This window comes from Rhodococcus sp. IEGM 1305, from assembly GCF_030058635.1.
GTDB classification, from domain to species: Bacteria; Actinomycetota; Actinomycetes; order Mycobacteriales; family Mycobacteriaceae; genus Rhodococcus_F; species Rhodococcus_F opacus_D.
In genome coordinates this window covers 1-15,928 of record NZ_JASHKX010000012.1, presented here as the reverse complement: position 1 = coordinate 15,928, position 15,928 = coordinate 1, and the positions used below count along the sequence as shown (strand labels likewise).

Below are 15,928 nucleotides of genomic sequence, written 5' to 3'. Positions count from 1 at the left end.
AATTCACCCGGTGTTCACCTCCGACCACTTCCCGAGCCGCATCTGCGGTGTCTGCCGGGGTCGAAACCGGGTATTCCTCCCCCGTGCCGCATTCCTTCTCAGCTGATTCCGACGCCTCGGTGGACGTCGCGTGGGCGCTCGTCTCCCGGCCCTCGCGCTGGCCCGAGTGGGCGCCACACCTCCGCGGCGCGTGGGGTCTCGGGTCCCCCGAGGTTCAGGCCGGCCGGCGCGGAGCGGCGCGACTGCTCTGGATCGTGCCTGTTCCCGCATCGATCTCGGCCAAGACACCGGGACGTTCCTGGACCTGGCGGGTGGGACCGATGACGCTCGATCACGCCGTCGAGCCCCACGGTGCCGGCTCGCGGATCACGATGACGATGTCCGCTCCCGGACCTCTCGACTCCGCACTCGCGGTCACCTACGGCCCGGTGGTGCGTACTCTCGTCCGTCGCCTCGCCCGCGTCGCGGGTGAACGCTAACCGACCGCCATCGGCGGCGCGTCGGTCGGAGCGAGTTGTGCGCCGATCTTCCGGAACAGCCTGTCGGCCTCGTTCTTGTAGGCCCCCGTGTCGTCGAAGGCGGCCGGCTCGTACGTGACGGCGACGGCGACGGCGATCTTCTGCGAAGGCAGATAGGCCTCGACCGCCGCGGATCCGCTGAACAGCGGGTTCTGCATCAGCCAGTTGCCCACGATCGGCAGTCCGAGCCCGTAGGTGTAGTCCTCCGACTGCGGGAAGCAGGTGGTGCAGCCGGGCAGCGCGGTCGTCTTGCCGCGCAGGTCCGTCGACACCATGGCCTCGTAGGATTCGGCCGACAGTAGTTCACCCGTGCCGATGGCGACGGCCGTGTCGTGGAGGTCGTAGATGTTCGTGGTCTGGACGGCGCCGTGGGTGATGGTCCAGGACGGATTCCAATACGTGGATTCCTCGTAGAACGGTGCACCGGGCGGGATCTGCAGGGCCTCGCGCCGCTCGGACGAGAACGCGTGCAGGACGGGTTCGGGAATCGCCGCCGTCCCCGGATCCGTGGTGTCGTCGAGGCCGAGCGGACCGAGCACCTTGTCCTGCATGAGGTCTGTCATCGGCTGACCGGTGATCTTCTCGAGAGCCAACCCGAGGATGACGTAGTTGGTGTGGGCGTAGTTCCAGTTGGTCCCGGGTTCGTAGAGCAGAGGCTTGGGCGTGGCGAATGCCAGGAGTTCCTCAGGCGTCCAGTTACGGAATGGCGCCGCGTAGAGGGCGCGGTCGAATTCGGTGTTGCCGATGACGTAGTCGACGTAGCCCGAGGTCATCTGGGCGAGCTGGCGGAGGGTCACGCGGTCGGCGTGCGGAATGTCGGGCAGCCACTTCGACACCGTGTCGTCGAGACTCACCTTCTTCTCGTCGACGAGCTGGAGCAGCAGCGTGGACACGTAGGAGATGGCGACCGCGCCGTTGCGGAAGTGCATGTCGGTGGTGGCGGGCACTCCGGTCATCGACTCGCCGAGCGCCTGGGTGACGATCTCCTTGCCGTCGACGGTGACACGCACGATCACCGCCTTCAGGTGACTCTCCGCCATGGTGTCGCGCACGATCTTCATCACGGCGTCGGCCTGCGCCGGATCGGCCGACGAGACGGCAGAACCGTTGCTCGCGTCCGCGGAGGAGGAATCGGGGGACGAGGTGTTCGCAGTGCACGCGGCCAGGAGAGCGAGGACGCACGTCAACAGGAGAACCCGCCGAGTCGGTGGCATACCCGAGCTTGGCAGATCCGGTCGGCCCCGGGAGTGAAACCCGTGGAGCCGGCCGGGATTCCGGTCAGGAAATCGGGCGGCGCAGATAGAGATCGCGCAACAGCGCCACCTCGGCGCCGTGATGGATGACCTCCCGGTTGATGTGCAACACCAACGCCGCCATCGGATAGTCCGCGAACGCTCCCTCGCTGGCGCCGCACGGCCGGGCGAACCCCTCGACGCCTAGGCTCCGGACACCTGCAGACCAGGCCGCATAGTTCTCGTCGAGTTGCGCGAGCGCCTCCGCCGCGGTGCCGGCGTACTCGAACGTCTGATAGTCGACGGGCGGCCCGCCGAAGTGACTGGCGATCCGCATCCCGAAGACGCCGACGACGAGATGCCCGAGCCGCCACGCGATGGTGGTGACCGGTGGCGGGTCCGGTTCGGGAAAGGCGAAGTCGATGGTGAACGCGCCACTTCCGGCCTGGACCGGCGCCTGCGACTGCCCGCGCGGGCGCACACTCCAGCCGTCCGGCGCGGGTTCCCAGAAATACTCCTCGTCGGACAGTCCCTCCAGCCGGGGACGCAACTGCTGCTCCCAGTGCCAGCCGAGCTGGTCGGCGAGTTCGCGCGGCCAGTCCATGTCGTGTCTCCCCTCGTCCTGTCTCCGATTCTCCCTGTCTCCGATCGGGACACCGGTCTCGAGACGGCTACCGCACACCGTCCGGGACCCGGACCCCCGGATGATTGGCCCGGAGGTTCATCGCCGCCAGCGTGACCGTCCGCTCGATCCGCCGCTGCCTCGTGTCCGGCTTCCTGGCTGACGCTATCCACTCCAGGATCAACCGGGTCGAAGACGGCGGAAACTTGTCGAAGTTCGCGCGCGCGGCGTCGTGTCGCCCAAACGCTTCCTGCAGATCGCCAGGGATGGTCGCGCTGTCCCCGTTCGCCGTGTTCTCCCAGGTCCCCTTGGCCTTGGCCAGATCGATGGCGGCGTAACCGTGCTCGGTCATCAGTCCCTGCTCGATCATCTCCGCCGCGCGCTGCCGGTTCACCCGGCTCCAGGTGCTGCGCGGGGTCCGCGGCGTGAAACGCAGTGCAGAACTGTCGGCGTCACGTCTGCGGTGCAGGCCGTCGATCCACCCGAAGCACAGGGCCTGCTCGATCGCCTCGTGGTAGCGCACGCTCGGCGTTCCGCTGTCCTTGTGGTGGATGATCAGCCAGACCTCCGTCTCGGACCGGCAGTTCCCCGAAAGCCAGGCACGCCACTGCGCGGTCGTGCGAGCGACGACGGTGTTCACGTCGTGGGTGTCCATCACGCGCCTGCCTTCGCAGCCAGAATGTCCAGGTAGTGCTGGTTGAACATCACGCCGAGGATGTTTCCGAACGGGTCGGCCACGGATGCGGTGACGAATCCGGGCCCGTGTTCGATCGGCTTTCCGTGCAGGGTGGCACCTAGCGACAGCAGCCGCTCGACGCTCGCGTCCAGATCGTCGACGTGCCAGTAGGTCATCGTGTTCTCGACACCGCGTGACCGGTCGGGCGTCGCGAATCGGCTGTCGATGATGCCGAGTTCGTGCTGGTAGTCGCCGAGCCGGAACTCGATGTAGGCGGGTGCCCCCGCCACCGCGCGCACGAAATACGGCTCGACTCCGAGCAGTTCGGTGTACCAGGCCTGGGCGGCCGTGAGGTCGTCGGCGTAGAAGTTGACGGTGGTGAGTCCTCGCAACATGGGTGATTCCCTTCCTCGGTCGGTGACAACATTCATCCTCCAACCCAAAGTGCTCACCAATTGAGCACTTTCTGCGGGAAACTGAGGACATGCGCGCTGACAGACTCGTCGCCACCCTCCTGCTGATGCAGTCCCGGGGTCGAGTGACCGCCGCCGAGGTGGCGGACGAACTGGAGGTGTCCGTCGCGACTGCTCGCCGCGACCTGGAAGCGCTGTCCGCTGCGGGGATCCCGGTGTACCCGCAGTCCGGGCGTGGCGGCGGATGGTCGCTCGTGGGTGGCGCTCGCACCGACCTCAGCGGGTTGTCCGCGACGGAGGCGCAGGCGCTGTTCCTTCTGGTCGGCCCCGCGGCCGCCGTCTCGGGCGAGGCCAAGGCCGTGCTGCGCAAACTCGTGCGGGCGCTGCCGCAGACCTTCCGGGCCGATGCCGAGGCCGCCGCCACTGCCTCCATGATCGATCCCACCCGGTGGGGCGAACGCGATCGCCGCAGGCCCGAGATGGTCGACCTGCTGCAGGCCGCCGTGATCCGGCGCCGGAAAGTGCGCCTGACGTACACGAACAGCGCCCGACAACGGTCCGAGCGGCTCGTCGACCCGTGGGGTCTCGTCGACAAGGACGACATCTGGTATCTCCTGGCCGGGACCGAACGGGGACAGCGGACCTTCCGGGTCGACCGGATCGTCCACGCCGAATCGACGGAGCAGCCCGCCGAGCGCCCCGACGACTTCACACTCGCCGCGGCGTGGGAAGAGGTGGTCGGCGAGGTGGAACAGCGGCGTTCGACGACGTGGGCGACCGTGCTCATCGACGCCAGGTTCGTGCCGATCCTGCGCGATCACTTCGGGCGGCACTGCCACCGCGACGGTGAGGACGACGACGGTCGCGCCCGGATCCGTCTCGCCGCACCGACCCCGTTGGACATCGCCCGGAACCTCGCCGGCTGGGGCTCGATGGTCGAGGTGCTCGAACCTCGATCGGTCCGGGCCGAGCTGGCCCGGATCGGCACGGAACTCGCCCACCACTATGCCGGCGAACATGGTGAGGGCGGATGACCGAGCCTCAGTCGGTCAGGTAGCGCTCCACCGTCTCGACCTTCGCTCGCAGCTGATCGCTTCGACCCGGCCGGATATCCGCTTTGAGAACCAGACTGACCCGCGGAAACTGTTCCAGCAGAACGTCCGTTGCACGCTTCACGACGGCCATCACCTCGTCCCACTCACCCTCGACGGTGGTGAACATCGACGTGGTCTCGTTGGACAGTCCGGATTCGCGGACCACCCGCACGGCCGCGGCGACCGCGGCACCGACGCTGTCGGAGTCCCCGCCCATCGGGCTGACGCTGAATGCCACCAGCATGTGCTCTCCTTCTCCGGGAATAGACGACCATCATCGAATCACCTCGTCCAGGCTTCCGCTGCACCCCGATCGCCCGCCCGAACAGGTCGTACCACAAACACACGTCGGGCGGCGTCCCTGATCAGGGGGCGCCGCCCGCGAGCACGAACGTCTGGTTACCAAGCTGCATGGTTGCGCGGGGTGAAATGTGGCCTCGGCGTCAGACATCCCCCCGCCTGACGCAAGCCCACCGCGCTGAGCCCAGATAGTGGGCTGTGCTTGTGCGTGGGTGCCTACAACTCGTGCTGGGCGCCACGACCGAGAGGTGGAATCTTCTCTTCCGGTCCGACCTTGGTCTGCCGTGGCTCCGTACCTCAGGTCTACCCCGTATGTCCGGATAAGGCAACGAACGTGGGCCAGGGCGCGCCGGCTGATGCTTCCCACTCGCCCGATACCCGAGCTGCACAGGTCACCGACCCGGTCCGCCGGGTACGACAGACCTCACTGCCGAGGCGTACAAAGGAAATACACCCGTGAGGCTCGGCGATGGTGAGACAAGCCGCCATCCGCGTGATCTACGTGACAGGAAGAGCGATCTCCTCCAGCCACCCGCACAGAGAGGACATCGCATGGGAGTTCCGTGGGCATCACGGGCACGATCGGATGCGTACTGGGAGCAACAAGTCTCCGGCGAAGCGCGCAGCTGCGACAGCGGCGAAACCACAAAATCCGCATCCTCCGACACCCGCCCGACCCTGGCCGACCACAGCCTGACTCACCGCAACACTGACGCAACCGACGCCCCACCTGCAGATCACAGCGAGTGAATTCGCCGGCCTCGGGAGAAAACGACCCACACCCGACAATCCCGCACAGCGGCAACATCATTCAGTTTCAAGGGATGTCCGGTTCGTCAGGAGTCTGCCAGCCACGCCAGCACGCGGCCCCGCGACCAACAGCGGCCGATAGTCTCGGCGGGCCGAGCCGACCGGTCGAACACGGCCAGGCCGATGAGGCTGTGCCCAGAGGCGTGGCGATCGCCGAGCGTGGGTATCGTCGGTGCGACTCCGACTCCCTCCACTGACACCCACGCCACCGGCCGGCCGGCTGCCGCTTCGTCGAGGCGGTCCAGGAAGCGCAGGCGACTCTCGCCCCGGAAGCGCGACAGCGCCCACGTCGTGGTGACGACAGGCAGGGCGTCCGCGGGCACCCGGGCGACGGCGTCGGGCATCACCTCGACGGCGTCGCCTTGCAGCAGCAGCGGAGGGGCCGTCGCCGCCAACGCCATCTCCGCGTCGAGCCTCGCGATCCGCTCGGGCTGATCCGGCCCCAGGCAGGCGCGCAACCATCGGGCCTCGTCCGCGTCGGTCACGTCGACGGGATCGAGGTCGACGCCGATCCGGGTGACGACCTCGGGCATCACTCGCGCCGGGACGGGCCGGTCTCCCACGATCGAAGCCGACAGCTGCACGGGAGAGGACGGGTCGCCCAACGACTGTCCGTTGCTGTACGTGATGCCCACACGGTCGACATTGAGGTTGAGCCCAGCCGAACAGCCCACGTCGATCAGCCCCACCGCATTCGCGCCGAACCGGCGCGCCGCCTCGGCAATGGCCGGATACAGCACGGTGGAGCGTCCGGTCTCGTCGGGCCGCGTCTTCCGGCGCACGGCGAGAGCCACGACCGAGTCGGTCATCCGCAGCAGGGTGTCGACCGCCGCGTCGGCAGCAGCGTCGCCGTCCGTAGCGGCATAGGCCGAGGCAAGCCCCGGAGCGCGACCGGCGAGGGCGAGGTCGTGCAGCGCGGCGAGAATCACCGTGGGGTGTCGCTTGCGCGCCGGGGCCGCCTCGATGGCGCACAGCGCCTCGTCGGACTCACTCAGTGCGACGGCGACGCGCCCGTACAGCGGTGACCTTTCGGCGGCATCGACCTCACCGAAGTGTCGGTACACCTGAGCGAGTGTGCGGGCCCTACCCACGAATGCAGCGCTTCCTGCGGTCACCTGACATCGACGCTGATTCTAATGGCGAGCACTCCAACGTGACAGGAGATCACGCCGTTCGGGGCAGCGGCGACCCGGTAAGCGCACCGGCGCGCGCCTGCCGCCGCAGCGCCTCCAGATTCTCCCGCATCTGCGGCCGCATGTCCCGGTGCTGTGGCTGCAGGCGTGAGTAGAGCGAGAGCAGCGGGCGGTACGGCAGTACGTCGATCCGATACGAATGCGTCACCCGGGTCCCGTCGCCATCCGCTCGGAAGATGTATGACCACGTGGTCGAGTCGTGGTACAGCGGGTTGTGCCGATCCGACACCGTGCGGAATGCGAACATCCTGCCCGGCTCGGCGGCGGTCACCTCGCAGACCCGGGACCAGCGCATGTGATGTGCACGGTTGTGCCCCCGGAATCGGGCGCCCACGGTCCCCGGCGGCCGTCCCGGTAGCCACGCGCAGCTGCGGCACTCGGGGCTGCGTTCGCTGATTCGGGTGACGTCGGCGACCGCGTCGTACAGCTGCCGAGCCGGGGCGTCGATCCACAATTCTGCCGAGCCGTCGGTGCGGGGTGGCTGGTGGAGCCGGGGGCTCACGTCGAGGTCGGCGCCCCACCGGGCGGCGCATGCCCGCCGATATGGTCGTTTGAACGCATGGATCAGCATGAACCGGGTGGCCGGATCGACTTTGCGGACGGTGACGTCGTAATCTTCCCGGTCGACACCGTCGACGATCCAGTGAGCTTCGATGCCCAGCGCCCGCTTGGTCTTCGAGGCGATGAACACCTGCTGCTCCACGTCGTCCCACTGACGACGGGTCAGGGTGCGGGCGACGATCGGCATCATCTCGTCCTCTTCGCGCTGCAGATGCGGCAGCAGAACCTGTTCGAGAACGGTGAGGGAACGCGAAAGGTCTTCTCGGGCAGCCGGATGCGCACGGTATTCGGCTGCCGCGGCGGTGACCCGCTCCATCTCGGGGCCGATTCGCGCATGGTCGGCGTCCATCACGTCGAGCAGTGCTCCGGCGGCCGGGTTCAACTCGCGGACCAGCGGCCACAGCCCACGGTCCTCGCCGCTGTGGTGCAGGTGCAGGAAATGCATCATCCACACGAGGTGATCGGCGAGTGCGACCCGCTGGGTCCGCGCGGGCGGAGGTGTTGTGCGCAGCACCTGAGAGGCGCGGGCGATATCGCGGCGCAGTGCGCTGTGAACGATGCGCATGATACGAGTGTCGGCAGGAGGCAGAGTGTCGGTTGTCATGACCTACTCCAAACAAAAGCGCCCGTGTGTCACACCGGGCGGTCGAGGATTTCTTCGATGCGGTCGATCAACCATGACTCGTAACGGTCGCGACTCCAACCGCATTCGTCCACGAGCAGGGCGTAGACCTGGTCGCCGGTCTGGACCCACAGTTCGTCGACCTGACCAGCATCGGCGTGATGGCCCGTGATGAGGTGTGCGACGTCGGCGACCGAACGCCTGCGCTGCCCCTCCAGGTCGGCTGCCACCGCTGCGAGCGTGGCATCCGCCGTCGCCCCCTGACGGATCGCCACGGCCAGGCGGTAGATGCGCTCGTTGATCCTGGCGATCATGCGCGATCCCATCTCGATGCGGTCGCCGGTCGTGCGCCCCGTACCGATCGCCGTGTAGACGGGCCGGTCGGCCAACGGCACCTGTGCGTCGTCGCCGACGATGGCGACCTCGAGCGCCGCCTTCAACAGGTGGGCTTTGGATCCGAACGTCGTGTAGACCGTTTCGACGGAGACCGCCGAGGCCCGCGCGACATCCCTCATGCCGGTGCCGACCCAGCCGTGCTCGGCGAACAGCCGGGTGGCGGCCTGCAGTACGACCGCCCGCGTCTGAGCTGCCTGCATCCGACGCAGCGGAGAGCGGTAACGGCGGGTCCCGGATCCGCCCGGCTCCGCCGAGTCGTAGTCGACCGTCGCCATACCCCCAATTCTAGAACGCGCAGGTTTTCAATACAATGCTGTTCCAGCGATTTCCGGGAGGTCCCGCCCGAGTCCGGACACGTTCGCCGAGATGGGACTGGCGAAGTGTCTCAGTCCGCTGGAATTGCGAGATGCCCGGGCGGAACCAGAGTTGCCGCGACGGTGGGGGCGCAGCGGCCACTCCGATCCGCAATGATCAGATCGAGGCAACCTTCAACGACTGCGACACGTACGCGTCGGCGTATGACGCCGGTATCGAGAACAACGTGTACAACGCCCTGCACGAACGACCCGCGACATTGGCGCTGGTCGGCGACGTCGGAGGCCGGAAAGTACTGGATGCGGGGTGCGGCAGCGGTGCGCTCTCACGCGCACTCGCCGCCGCTGGTGCTGCCGTCACCGGCGTCGATCTCAGCACGGGTCTGCTCGCGATCGCCCGGACGCGCCTCGGCCCGACGTGCCGTTGATCCGGGCGGACCTCAACCAGCAGTTGCCCATCCGGTCATCGACCTTCGATGTCGTCGTCGCCTCGTTGGTCATGCACTACGTCCACGATTGGTCGAGACCGTTGACCGAGTTTCGCCGGGTACTCGTGCCAGGCGGGTGCGGCGTCATCTCGACCCATCACCCGTTCGTCGACTTCAGGCTTGCCGGGGAGGGCGACTATCTCGGAACGTACGAGTTCACCGAGGAATGGGTGAAGTCCGGCGAGACCTTCCACATGAAGTTCTGGCACAGGCCGCTGCACGCCATGTTCGACGCATTCACCGCAGCAGGATTCACCGTCGAACGCGTTTCGGAGCCACGACCCTGTGCGGCGGTGCGCGCTCGCTCCCCCGAGCACTTCGATCGGCTCAGCCGTGAGGCACCGTTCATCTTCTTTACGCTGCGCGTCAGGGAAAGTGCATCAGCTTCCTGGCGAGGGTGAAGAGACGGCGGGCGAGCCTCACCACGGGCAAGCCCAGAGGAAGCAGGATGACCGTCACACAGAGCACCCCACCGACCAGCCACACGACCGCCGCGACAATGCCCAGCACCGTGCCGAGCACAGCCGTGAGAATGCCCAGCACCACGTCGAGCAGGCCCCGCAATAATCGCATGACAACCTCCTGACCTCCTGGTTCCAGTCTGCGCGTCGACGAGCCGAAGCGCACCTCTCGAAGCCGCCCGTCAGGGAAGGGAATGCCGCTGCACCGCGAACGGTTGACACACTCGACGGTGTTCGACCCAATGCCCCGGGTGTCACATTGAAAAATTGTCGCTTCGAGCGACCACTTGCCGAGAGGCGCACTGGCGGGCACCGTCACCCCACGACCGGGTCAGACCTACATTGCGTAGCGCGCCTGGGAAGGAAGCGAAGCCGCTGACACCGTCAGGTGCCGGCGGCTTCTTGCCTGCGCAGACGAATGTGGGCCACTAGCGTGACTGCATGGCACTCATCGGGATCGAACGGCTGCGCTAGATGTAGTTCCCAGGGAGGTTGTGAACGGCGTGGCAGGTAGGCGAGGGCCTCGGGTATCGGTGTGGTCACCGCCCTCGCCCGACTCGTCGTCGACGAACATCGGCCGCTGCGCCGTGCCTCCGAACGGTTCCAGGGCTCACCGGCAACAGCCAAGAAATGGGCCGACCGCTATCGAGACGCTCGCGCAACGCCGAGAACGGAAGCTGTTGGGACAGTTCACGTTCAGATAGGTAGTTGACGTACCAATCGTTATCGGCAAATTATGGGAGATACTACATCTCGCCTCTCAACGGTCTCGAGAGTTGCACCGGGCGGGCGCCACAACTCGACCGCGCTCGAGGCAGTCCCGGGCTGGTCTCACACGCCTGGACAGGCAACACCCCCCCGGTTATCAGTGAGCGTCGCGGAAAGCTTGCTCGATGTCCGCGGGTGCGCGGACTACGACTTGGCGGTTCTTTTTGCTCGGGCTGCGCGGCCTCCTCACTCTCGTCGGGTCTGGTCTCTCTCCTCGTTCTGCTCCCCTCCCTCGTCCTCGGGTAGCTATGCGTCTTCCCACTCCTGTTCGCCCTCTGCAGGCTCGTCACCCTCGAGGGGCGCTTCCTCACCCACTCCCCCACCAGGTCCACGCCGCTCGACTGGAGCGGGCGAAGACCGCGTACACCGTCCGGACCTGAGGGAACTCGATCGGCAGTTGCCGCCAGGCGATACCACCGCGCACGAGGTACAGAAAACTTCATGCCGATGCAATCCCCGGCGCGCCGTCCCCAACCGGCGAAACGGGGAAACGCGCGCCATCGTCGCGGTCGGCCGTTCCATCCTCGTGATCATTACACCCGACACATCAACCCTGAGATCAAGAGACGCAATCACTTTCGTGGGCTAGAGGCTCTAGGCCACACTGTCACACTCCGTGAATAGAACCGACCATTTGCTCTGTGGATTACTACCGGATGGGTGCCCTTGTATCCACAGACTTTCGTGACTTAAGGTGGAGTGCGCGCATCGCGCGGCGTGTCGGGGCCTGGGCGGGTTGCGTTGATAGACAGGCTAAATAGCCCTCCTAAGGATTGATCATGTCCACCAGGCCCACCGTGTCGACGGTACAAGGACCCAGTTGTCCCCCGGCCGGCTCGTCACCAAGAATGCACGAGCGGGCATCGCCGGCACTCAGGCGCAGCTGGTCAGTTTTCCTCAGGTCGGCGGAGCCTCCCAAACGGGGCCGACACGTCGAGAGGACTTGGTGGCAACCATCCGCACCATCGCCGGCACGGGCGGACTTCATGGCTCGGCGCCTCGTCCCACAGCGTCGGCCGATTCGCCGCCCCCAGTCAATGAACCACACCAGCTTTCCCCGTGCTGGAGGAGGACGCCACGGGTGGTGCGCGCTCAGACGAAAGCTCCTGCAATAAGTTCGAGGGACCTCTTCACGTCGATGCACCGGCGAGTGACACCGAAGTGTCGCATCCCTCACACGCCGAGAACCGGGCAAACGATGTTTACCAAGACGTTGTTGATCGACAACTACGACTCCTTCACCTACAACCTCTACAGCTTTCTCAGCGAGGTCAACGGGTGCCCGCCGACGGTGGTGCGCAACGACGTCGACTGGCGTGCGATCGAACTGACCGAGTTCGACAATATCGTGATCTCTCCGGGGCCCGGTCATCCAGCAAGCGAACGCGACTTCGGCATCAGCTCGCGGGCCATTCTGCAGGGTGGGCTTCCGACACTAGGAGTGTGCCTCGGCCATCAGGGTTTATGCCACCTGTTCGGTGCGCATGTCGTCTTGGCACCAGAGCCGCGGCACGGTCGCAACTCAGAGGTATTCCACGAGGGAAGAGAATTGTTCGCGGGCCTCCCCTCGCCCCTGTCGGTCGTCCGGTACCACTCTCTCGCCGTCGACGATCTCCCTGACGAGCTGGAGCCAACTGCGTGGACATCCGACGGAATTCTCATGGGGGTAAGGCACCGCCAGCGCCCGCTGTGGGGGGTGCAATTTCATCCGGAGTCGGTCTGCACCGACCATGGACATGAACTCCTCGCCAACTTCCGTGACCTCACTCCGACCCGCCGGAAGGGATCCGCCCCGAAGCCTCGACGTCGGCCGCGGACCTTGTCGCCGTACGTGGTGGAAACACGACGGATAGATCGGCGAGTCGACCCACAGACGGTGTATGAGCGCCTGTTCGCAGACGGCCCCAACAGTTTTTGGCTCGATGGCAGCTCCACAGTGGAGTCGGACGCCCGCTTCACCATCATGGGCGACGCCTCTGGCCCACGCGCCGAGTACATCACGTACGACGTCGCGGACGGCACCGTCCTGGTGCACCGTTCCGGCGTTCCGGCCGGCAAACGACGCGTGCGATTCTTCGACTATCTCGACGAACAGTTGCGGGCCCGCGCTGTGCCGCCATCGCCGGACCTGCCGTTCTCGTTCAATCTGGGTTACGTGGGCTACCTGGGCTACGAGTTGAAGGCCGAAGCCGACGGCAATGCGCAACACTCCGCGGACACACCGGACGCTGCCCTGGTCTTCGCCGACCGCGCAGTCGTGATCGACCACGTCGACGGCAGCTGCTACCTGCTGGCGCTCAGCGAGCAGGCCCACGAACCCGAAACCCGCGACTGGATGCGCCGTACGGCCCAGGTAATCAACCGATTGCCCGTCACGACCGACGATGCGCTTCCCGCGCGGCCGCTCATCAGGTCGGCCGCAGACCCGCGCATGACGCTGCGCCACAACCGTGAAACCTACCTCGACAAGATCCGTACCTGTTTGGAAAACATTCGGGTCGGCGAAACCTACGAAGTGTGCTTGACGAACCACGCCCAGATCGATGTCGAGATAGACCCCGTCGAAACCTTCGCCTACCTTCGATCCATCACTCCAGTGCCCTACGCAGCACTCCTGAGGTTCGAGGCAGCGGACATACTCAGCGCCTCCCCCGAGAGGTTTCTACGCGTGGACGCCGACCGGGTAGTGGAGTCCAAGCCGATCAAGGGCACCCGGCCGCGGGGAGCAACCGCTGCGACGGACGACGCGCTCCGCCAGGACCTGCTGACGAGCGAGAAGGACCGGGCCGAGAACCTCATGATCGTCGACCTCGTGCGCAACGATCTCTCACGGGTCTGCACTCCCGGTTCTGTGCACGTACCGCGATTGTTCGACGTCGAAACCTACGCACCGGTCCACCAACTCGTGTCGACGGTGCGGGGGACGCTGCGCAGCGACGCGACTGCAGTCGGGTGCGTGCGCGCCTGCTTCCCGGGTGGCTCGATGACCGGAGCACCGAAGATTCGCACCATGGAAATCATCGATCGGCTGGAGGAGGGGCCGCGAGGCGTGTACTCGGGCGCCCTCGGCTGGCTGTCCATCAACGGCACCGCCGACCTCAGCATCGTCATCCGAACCATGGTGTCCCGGCACGGGACAGTGAGCTTCGGGATCGGGGGCGCCATCGTCGCATTATCCGACCCCGACGAAGAGTTCACCGAGACCCTGGTCAAGGCGGCCGCCATGCGCAGGGCCCTCACGATCAGCGCCGGCAGATCCCCCGCCCTCGCCCACAGCGTCGGTCCGCAGACCTCGAGTGACGCCATCGATCGAGCCAGGCGACGACCCTCGCGGGCCGAACTGGGCGGTGTAGAAGTGTGGGTCTGCCCCGGTGTGCCGGCACCCAGGGCCAACACCGAACTTGTACTTGCCGAGGCCCTCGCCGATATTTCACATGTCACGACTCCAGTGGTCGTGGATCTGTGCACCGGTTCGGGAGCAATCGCCCTGGCAATCGCGCATGCCCGAGCCGATGCCGGTGTACATGCCGTGGATGCGGATCCGACAGCCCTGAACGTGGCGCGACGCAACATCGAACGTCAGATCCGCCTCGGCGAGAGCCCGATCGTGCTTCACGAAACCGCCGTCTCCACGCCCAATCTGCTGTCCGGCCTTGCCGGAACGGCCGATCTGGTCCTCGCCCGTCCACCGTGCATTCCCGACGACGAAGACCTTCCCTCACAGTGCGGCGAGTACCGCCGACGGGCCTTGGTCAGCCGCACAGATGGGCTGAAGCTCGCCCGGCAAACGATTGTTGCGGCGGCACGGCTCCTGCACGCGGGCGGCAGCCTCGTCGTGGAGCACCGCCCCGACCGCTACACGACAGTGCTCGCACTACTCGACGAGAACAAGTTCTTCGCCAACGTGGCAACACACTTCGATCAGGCGGGAGAAGCGGTTTACACCACGTGCGCGCGGACATCCATGCAATTCCAGCACGCCGAGGTCGGGCCCGAGCCCAACCCTTGCACGCCTCCTGGTGCGAAGAGCAGATCGGAGAAGAGTCGTGGACGCCGTCCCGCCACCGATTCCAGGAGTTGAAATGCGCTCGGGGGCCCTTCCGTCGGAGGCGTGCCGTTTATCGGCCGCACAAAAGGGAATCTGGTTCGCCCAGCAACTGGCCGGCGAGCTCCCGATCACGATCGCGCAGTACGTCGAGGTCTTCGGCGAGTTGGATATCGATTTGCTCGAGGCGACCAGTCGCGTGGCGGCCAGGGAGTTCGGTTCCGGGTTCTTACGCCTAGTCGATCACGACGGTGAGCTGTATCAACTGGTCGACGATTCTTCCGACAGCGGAATCCGGCGAATCGACTTTCGCGCGGAGGACGACCCGAGCGTCGCCGCGCAGCAGTGGATGCGCAGCGAGTTCAGCACCCCGATAGACCTCCTCCACGATGCGCTCGCAGTCTCGGCGATCCTCCGAGTCGGCGACCGGCACTACTACTGGTACTCACGCGTTCACCACATCGCCCTCGACGGCTACGGCGCCATGACGCTGATGCAGCGTATTGCCGAGTTGTATACGGCCGCAGTTGCCGGTGTCGAGGACCCACCGCTCCGCGTGCTGGACCTCGCACAGATCGTTGAAATCGATGCTGCCTACCGGAACTCGGATCGCTTCGAGGCGGATCGGCGGTACTGGGCGGAACGGACCTCGGGACTGCCGGAACCTGCGAGCCTGGCGGGGCGGTCGGCGCCCGTCGAGGCGCATCCGCGAGTGGCCAGCGCGGCCTTGTCACACGACGTAGCCTCAATGCTCGATTCGGTCGCAACGAAGCACAACTCGAGTGCGGCAACGGTCTTGGTCGCTGCTCTTGCCGGCTTCCTGTGCCGGATGACAGGAAGATCGGACATCGTTCTCAGTCTGCCGGTTTCGGCCCGAACGACCGCACCGCTGCGACGCTCAGGTGGGATGTTGGCCAATGTCGTGCCGCTGCAACTCGAGGTGGGCGCGGACGTGACGATCGGGGCGCTGATCCACTCCGCCCAGCTCGAGTTGACCGGGGCGCTGCGGCGGCAGCGGTACCGCCGTGAGGACATCTGCCGTGATCTCGGCAGGGACATCAGCCGCAATCGCTCGTTTGGTCCGACTCTCAACATCATGCCGGCCGACCGAGAGATCCGGCTGGGCCCGCACCTCGGCCGGCTGCACGTGTTGACCTCCGGGCTCGTCGACGATCTTTTCGTGAACATCTACCCGAGCGTGGGCGGCACCACGACGCACATCGACTTCCAAGCCAACCCGAGCCTGTACGACGACGACATTCTCAAATGTCATCACGACCGCTTGTTGTCCTTTCTCGACCGCTTCCTTTCTGCCGATGCGGGGAGTCGGGTCGGTGACCTCGACATCCTCGACCCCGATGAAAAACGGAACCTGCTCGACCGCACCGGCGGCCCCGAACACCCCGCAACGACAC

General features: G+C 66.1%; 13 protein-coding genes and 1 pseudogene. 5 read left to right on the top strand and 9 right to left on the bottom strand.

Features of this window, described 5'->3' with window-relative positions:
- Nucleotides 1-83: 83 nt before the first annotated feature.
- Nucleotides 84-479: an SRPBCC family protein gene (locus QM693_RS18655; protein ID WP_280783255.1), complete on the top strand. Its 396-nt coding sequence runs from the start codon at nt 84-86 to the stop codon at nt 477-479.
- Here the strand turns inward: QM693_RS18655 and QM693_RS18650 are convergent.
- From QM693_RS18650 to QM693_RS18635, 4 genes are all read right to left on the bottom strand, one after another.
- Nucleotides 476-1,732 carry a serine hydrolase domain-containing protein gene (locus QM693_RS18650; protein ID WP_283353111.1) on the bottom strand — a complete coding sequence of 419 codons (1,257 nt, stop codon included), beginning with the start codon at nt 1,730-1,732 and terminating at the stop codon, nt 476-478. The genes QM693_RS18655 and QM693_RS18650 overlap by 4 nt on opposite strands.
- 64 nt (nt 1,733-1,796) lie before the next feature.
- Nucleotides 1,797-2,354, bottom strand: coding sequence for a DinB family protein (locus QM693_RS18645; protein ID WP_105414522.1), 558 nt, complete (start codon nt 2,352-2,354; stop codon nt 1,797-1,799).
- Between the two features lie 67 nt (nt 2,355-2,421).
- Entirely contained in the window at nt 2,422-3,027 is a 606-nt protein-coding gene (locus tag QM693_RS18640) for a YdeI/OmpD-associated family protein (protein ID WP_283353110.1), read from the bottom strand.
- Nucleotides 3,027-3,443 carry a VOC family protein gene (locus QM693_RS18635; RefSeq protein WP_105414520.1) on the bottom strand — a complete coding sequence of 139 codons (417 nt, stop codon included), beginning with the start codon at nt 3,441-3,443 and terminating at the stop codon, nt 3,027-3,029. Before QM693_RS18635 ends, QM693_RS18640 begins: the two co-directional genes overlap by 1 nt.
- A gap of 89 nt (nt 3,444-3,532) precedes the next feature.
- On the opposite strand from QM693_RS18635, the gene QM693_RS18630 reads away from it, so the two are divergent.
- Nucleotides 3,533-4,495: a helix-turn-helix transcriptional regulator gene (locus QM693_RS18630; RefSeq protein ID WP_283353109.1), complete on the top strand. Its 963-nt coding sequence runs from the start codon at nt 3,533-3,535 to the stop codon at nt 4,493-4,495.
- A gap of 7 nt (nt 4,496-4,502) precedes the next feature.
- Here the strand turns inward: QM693_RS18630 and QM693_RS18625 are convergent, their stop codons facing one another.
- From QM693_RS18625 to QM693_RS18610, 4 genes are all read right to left on the bottom strand, one after another.
- Nucleotides 4,503-4,799, bottom strand: a complete 297-nt coding sequence (locus tag QM693_RS18625; RefSeq protein WP_009479982.1) for an MTH1187 family thiamine-binding protein — start codon at nt 4,797-4,799, stop codon at nt 4,503-4,505.
- 892 nt (nt 4,800-5,691) lie between these two features.
- Nucleotides 5,692-6,729, bottom strand: a complete 1,038-nt coding sequence (locus QM693_RS18620) for a DUF2332 domain-containing protein (RefSeq protein ID WP_283353108.1) — start codon at nt 6,727-6,729, stop codon at nt 5,692-5,694.
- A 100-nt stretch (nt 6,730-6,829) separates the two neighbouring features.
- Entirely contained in the window at nt 6,830-8,023 is a 1,194-nt protein-coding gene (locus QM693_RS18615) for a hemerythrin domain-containing protein (protein WP_349307509.1), read from the bottom strand.
- Between the two features lie 29 nt (nt 8,024-8,052).
- Nucleotides 8,053-8,712 (bottom strand): TetR/AcrR family transcriptional regulator, encoded by a 660-nt coding sequence (locus QM693_RS18610; protein WP_105414516.1) that lies wholly within the window; start codon nt 8,710-8,712, stop codon nt 8,053-8,055.
- Nucleotides 8,713-8,747: 35 nt separating this feature from the next.
- Between QM693_RS18610 and QM693_RS37865 the strand changes: the two are divergent.
- Nucleotides 8,748-9,640: pseudogene (locus QM693_RS37865) on the top strand (class I SAM-dependent methyltransferase).
- Here QM693_RS37865 and QM693_RS18595 read toward each other — a convergent pair.
- Nucleotides 9,606-9,812, bottom strand: coding sequence for a hypothetical protein (locus QM693_RS18595; protein ID WP_105414514.1), 207 nt, complete (start codon nt 9,810-9,812; stop codon nt 9,606-9,608). The pseudogene QM693_RS37865 and the gene QM693_RS18595 overlap by 35 nt on opposite strands.
- A 1,854-nt stretch (nt 9,813-11,666) precedes the next feature.
- Here QM693_RS18595 and pabB point away from each other — a divergent pair.
- Both pabB and QM693_RS18585 read left to right on the top strand, forming a co-directional pair.
- The gene (pabB, locus tag QM693_RS18590; RefSeq protein WP_283353106.1) at nt 11,667-14,549 is read left to right on the top strand and encodes an aminodeoxychorismate synthase component I; all 2,883 of its coding nucleotides are present in this window, start codon (nt 11,667-11,669) and stop codon (nt 14,547-14,549) included.
- A gap of 1 nt (nt 14,550) precedes the next feature.
- A partial coding sequence (locus tag QM693_RS18585; RefSeq protein WP_283353105.1) for a condensation domain-containing protein occupies nt 14,551-15,928 on the top strand: 1,378 nt, incomplete at its 3' end.

Coding starts and splice junctions, on each gene's coding strand:
- QM693_RS18645 (WP_105414522.1), bottom strand. CDS start 2,354: ATGGACTGGCCGCGCGAACTCGCCGACCAGCTCGGCTGGCACTGGGAG.
- pabB (WP_283353106.1), top strand. CDS start 11,667: ATGTTTACCAAGACGTTGTTGATCGACAACTACGACTCCTTCACCTAC.
- QM693_RS18630 (WP_283353109.1), top strand. CDS start 3,533: ATGCGCGCTGACAGACTCGTCGCCACCCTCCTGCTGATGCAGTCCCGG.
- QM693_RS18635 (WP_105414520.1), bottom strand. CDS start 3,443: ATGTTGCGAGGACTCACCACCGTCAACTTCTACGCCGACGACCTCACG.
- QM693_RS18640 (WP_283353110.1), bottom strand. CDS start 3,027: ATGGACACCCACGACGTGAACACCGTCGTCGCTCGCACGACCGCGCAG.
- QM693_RS18595 (WP_105414514.1), bottom strand. CDS start 9,812: ATGCGATTATTGCGGGGCCTGCTCGACGTGGTGCTGGGCATTCTCACG.
- QM693_RS18610 (WP_105414516.1), bottom strand. CDS start 8,712: ATGGCGACGGTCGACTACGACTCGGCGGAGCCGGGCGGATCCGGGACC.
- QM693_RS18615 (WP_349307509.1), bottom strand. CDS start 8,023: ATGACAACCGACACTCTGCCTCCTGCCGACACTCGTATCATGCGCATC.
- QM693_RS18625 (WP_009479982.1), bottom strand. CDS start 4,799: ATGCTGGTGGCATTCAGCGTCAGCCCGATGGGCGGGGACTCCGACAGC.
- QM693_RS18650 (WP_283353111.1), bottom strand. CDS start 1,732: ATGCCACCGACTCGGCGGGTTCTCCTGTTGACGTGCGTCCTCGCTCTC.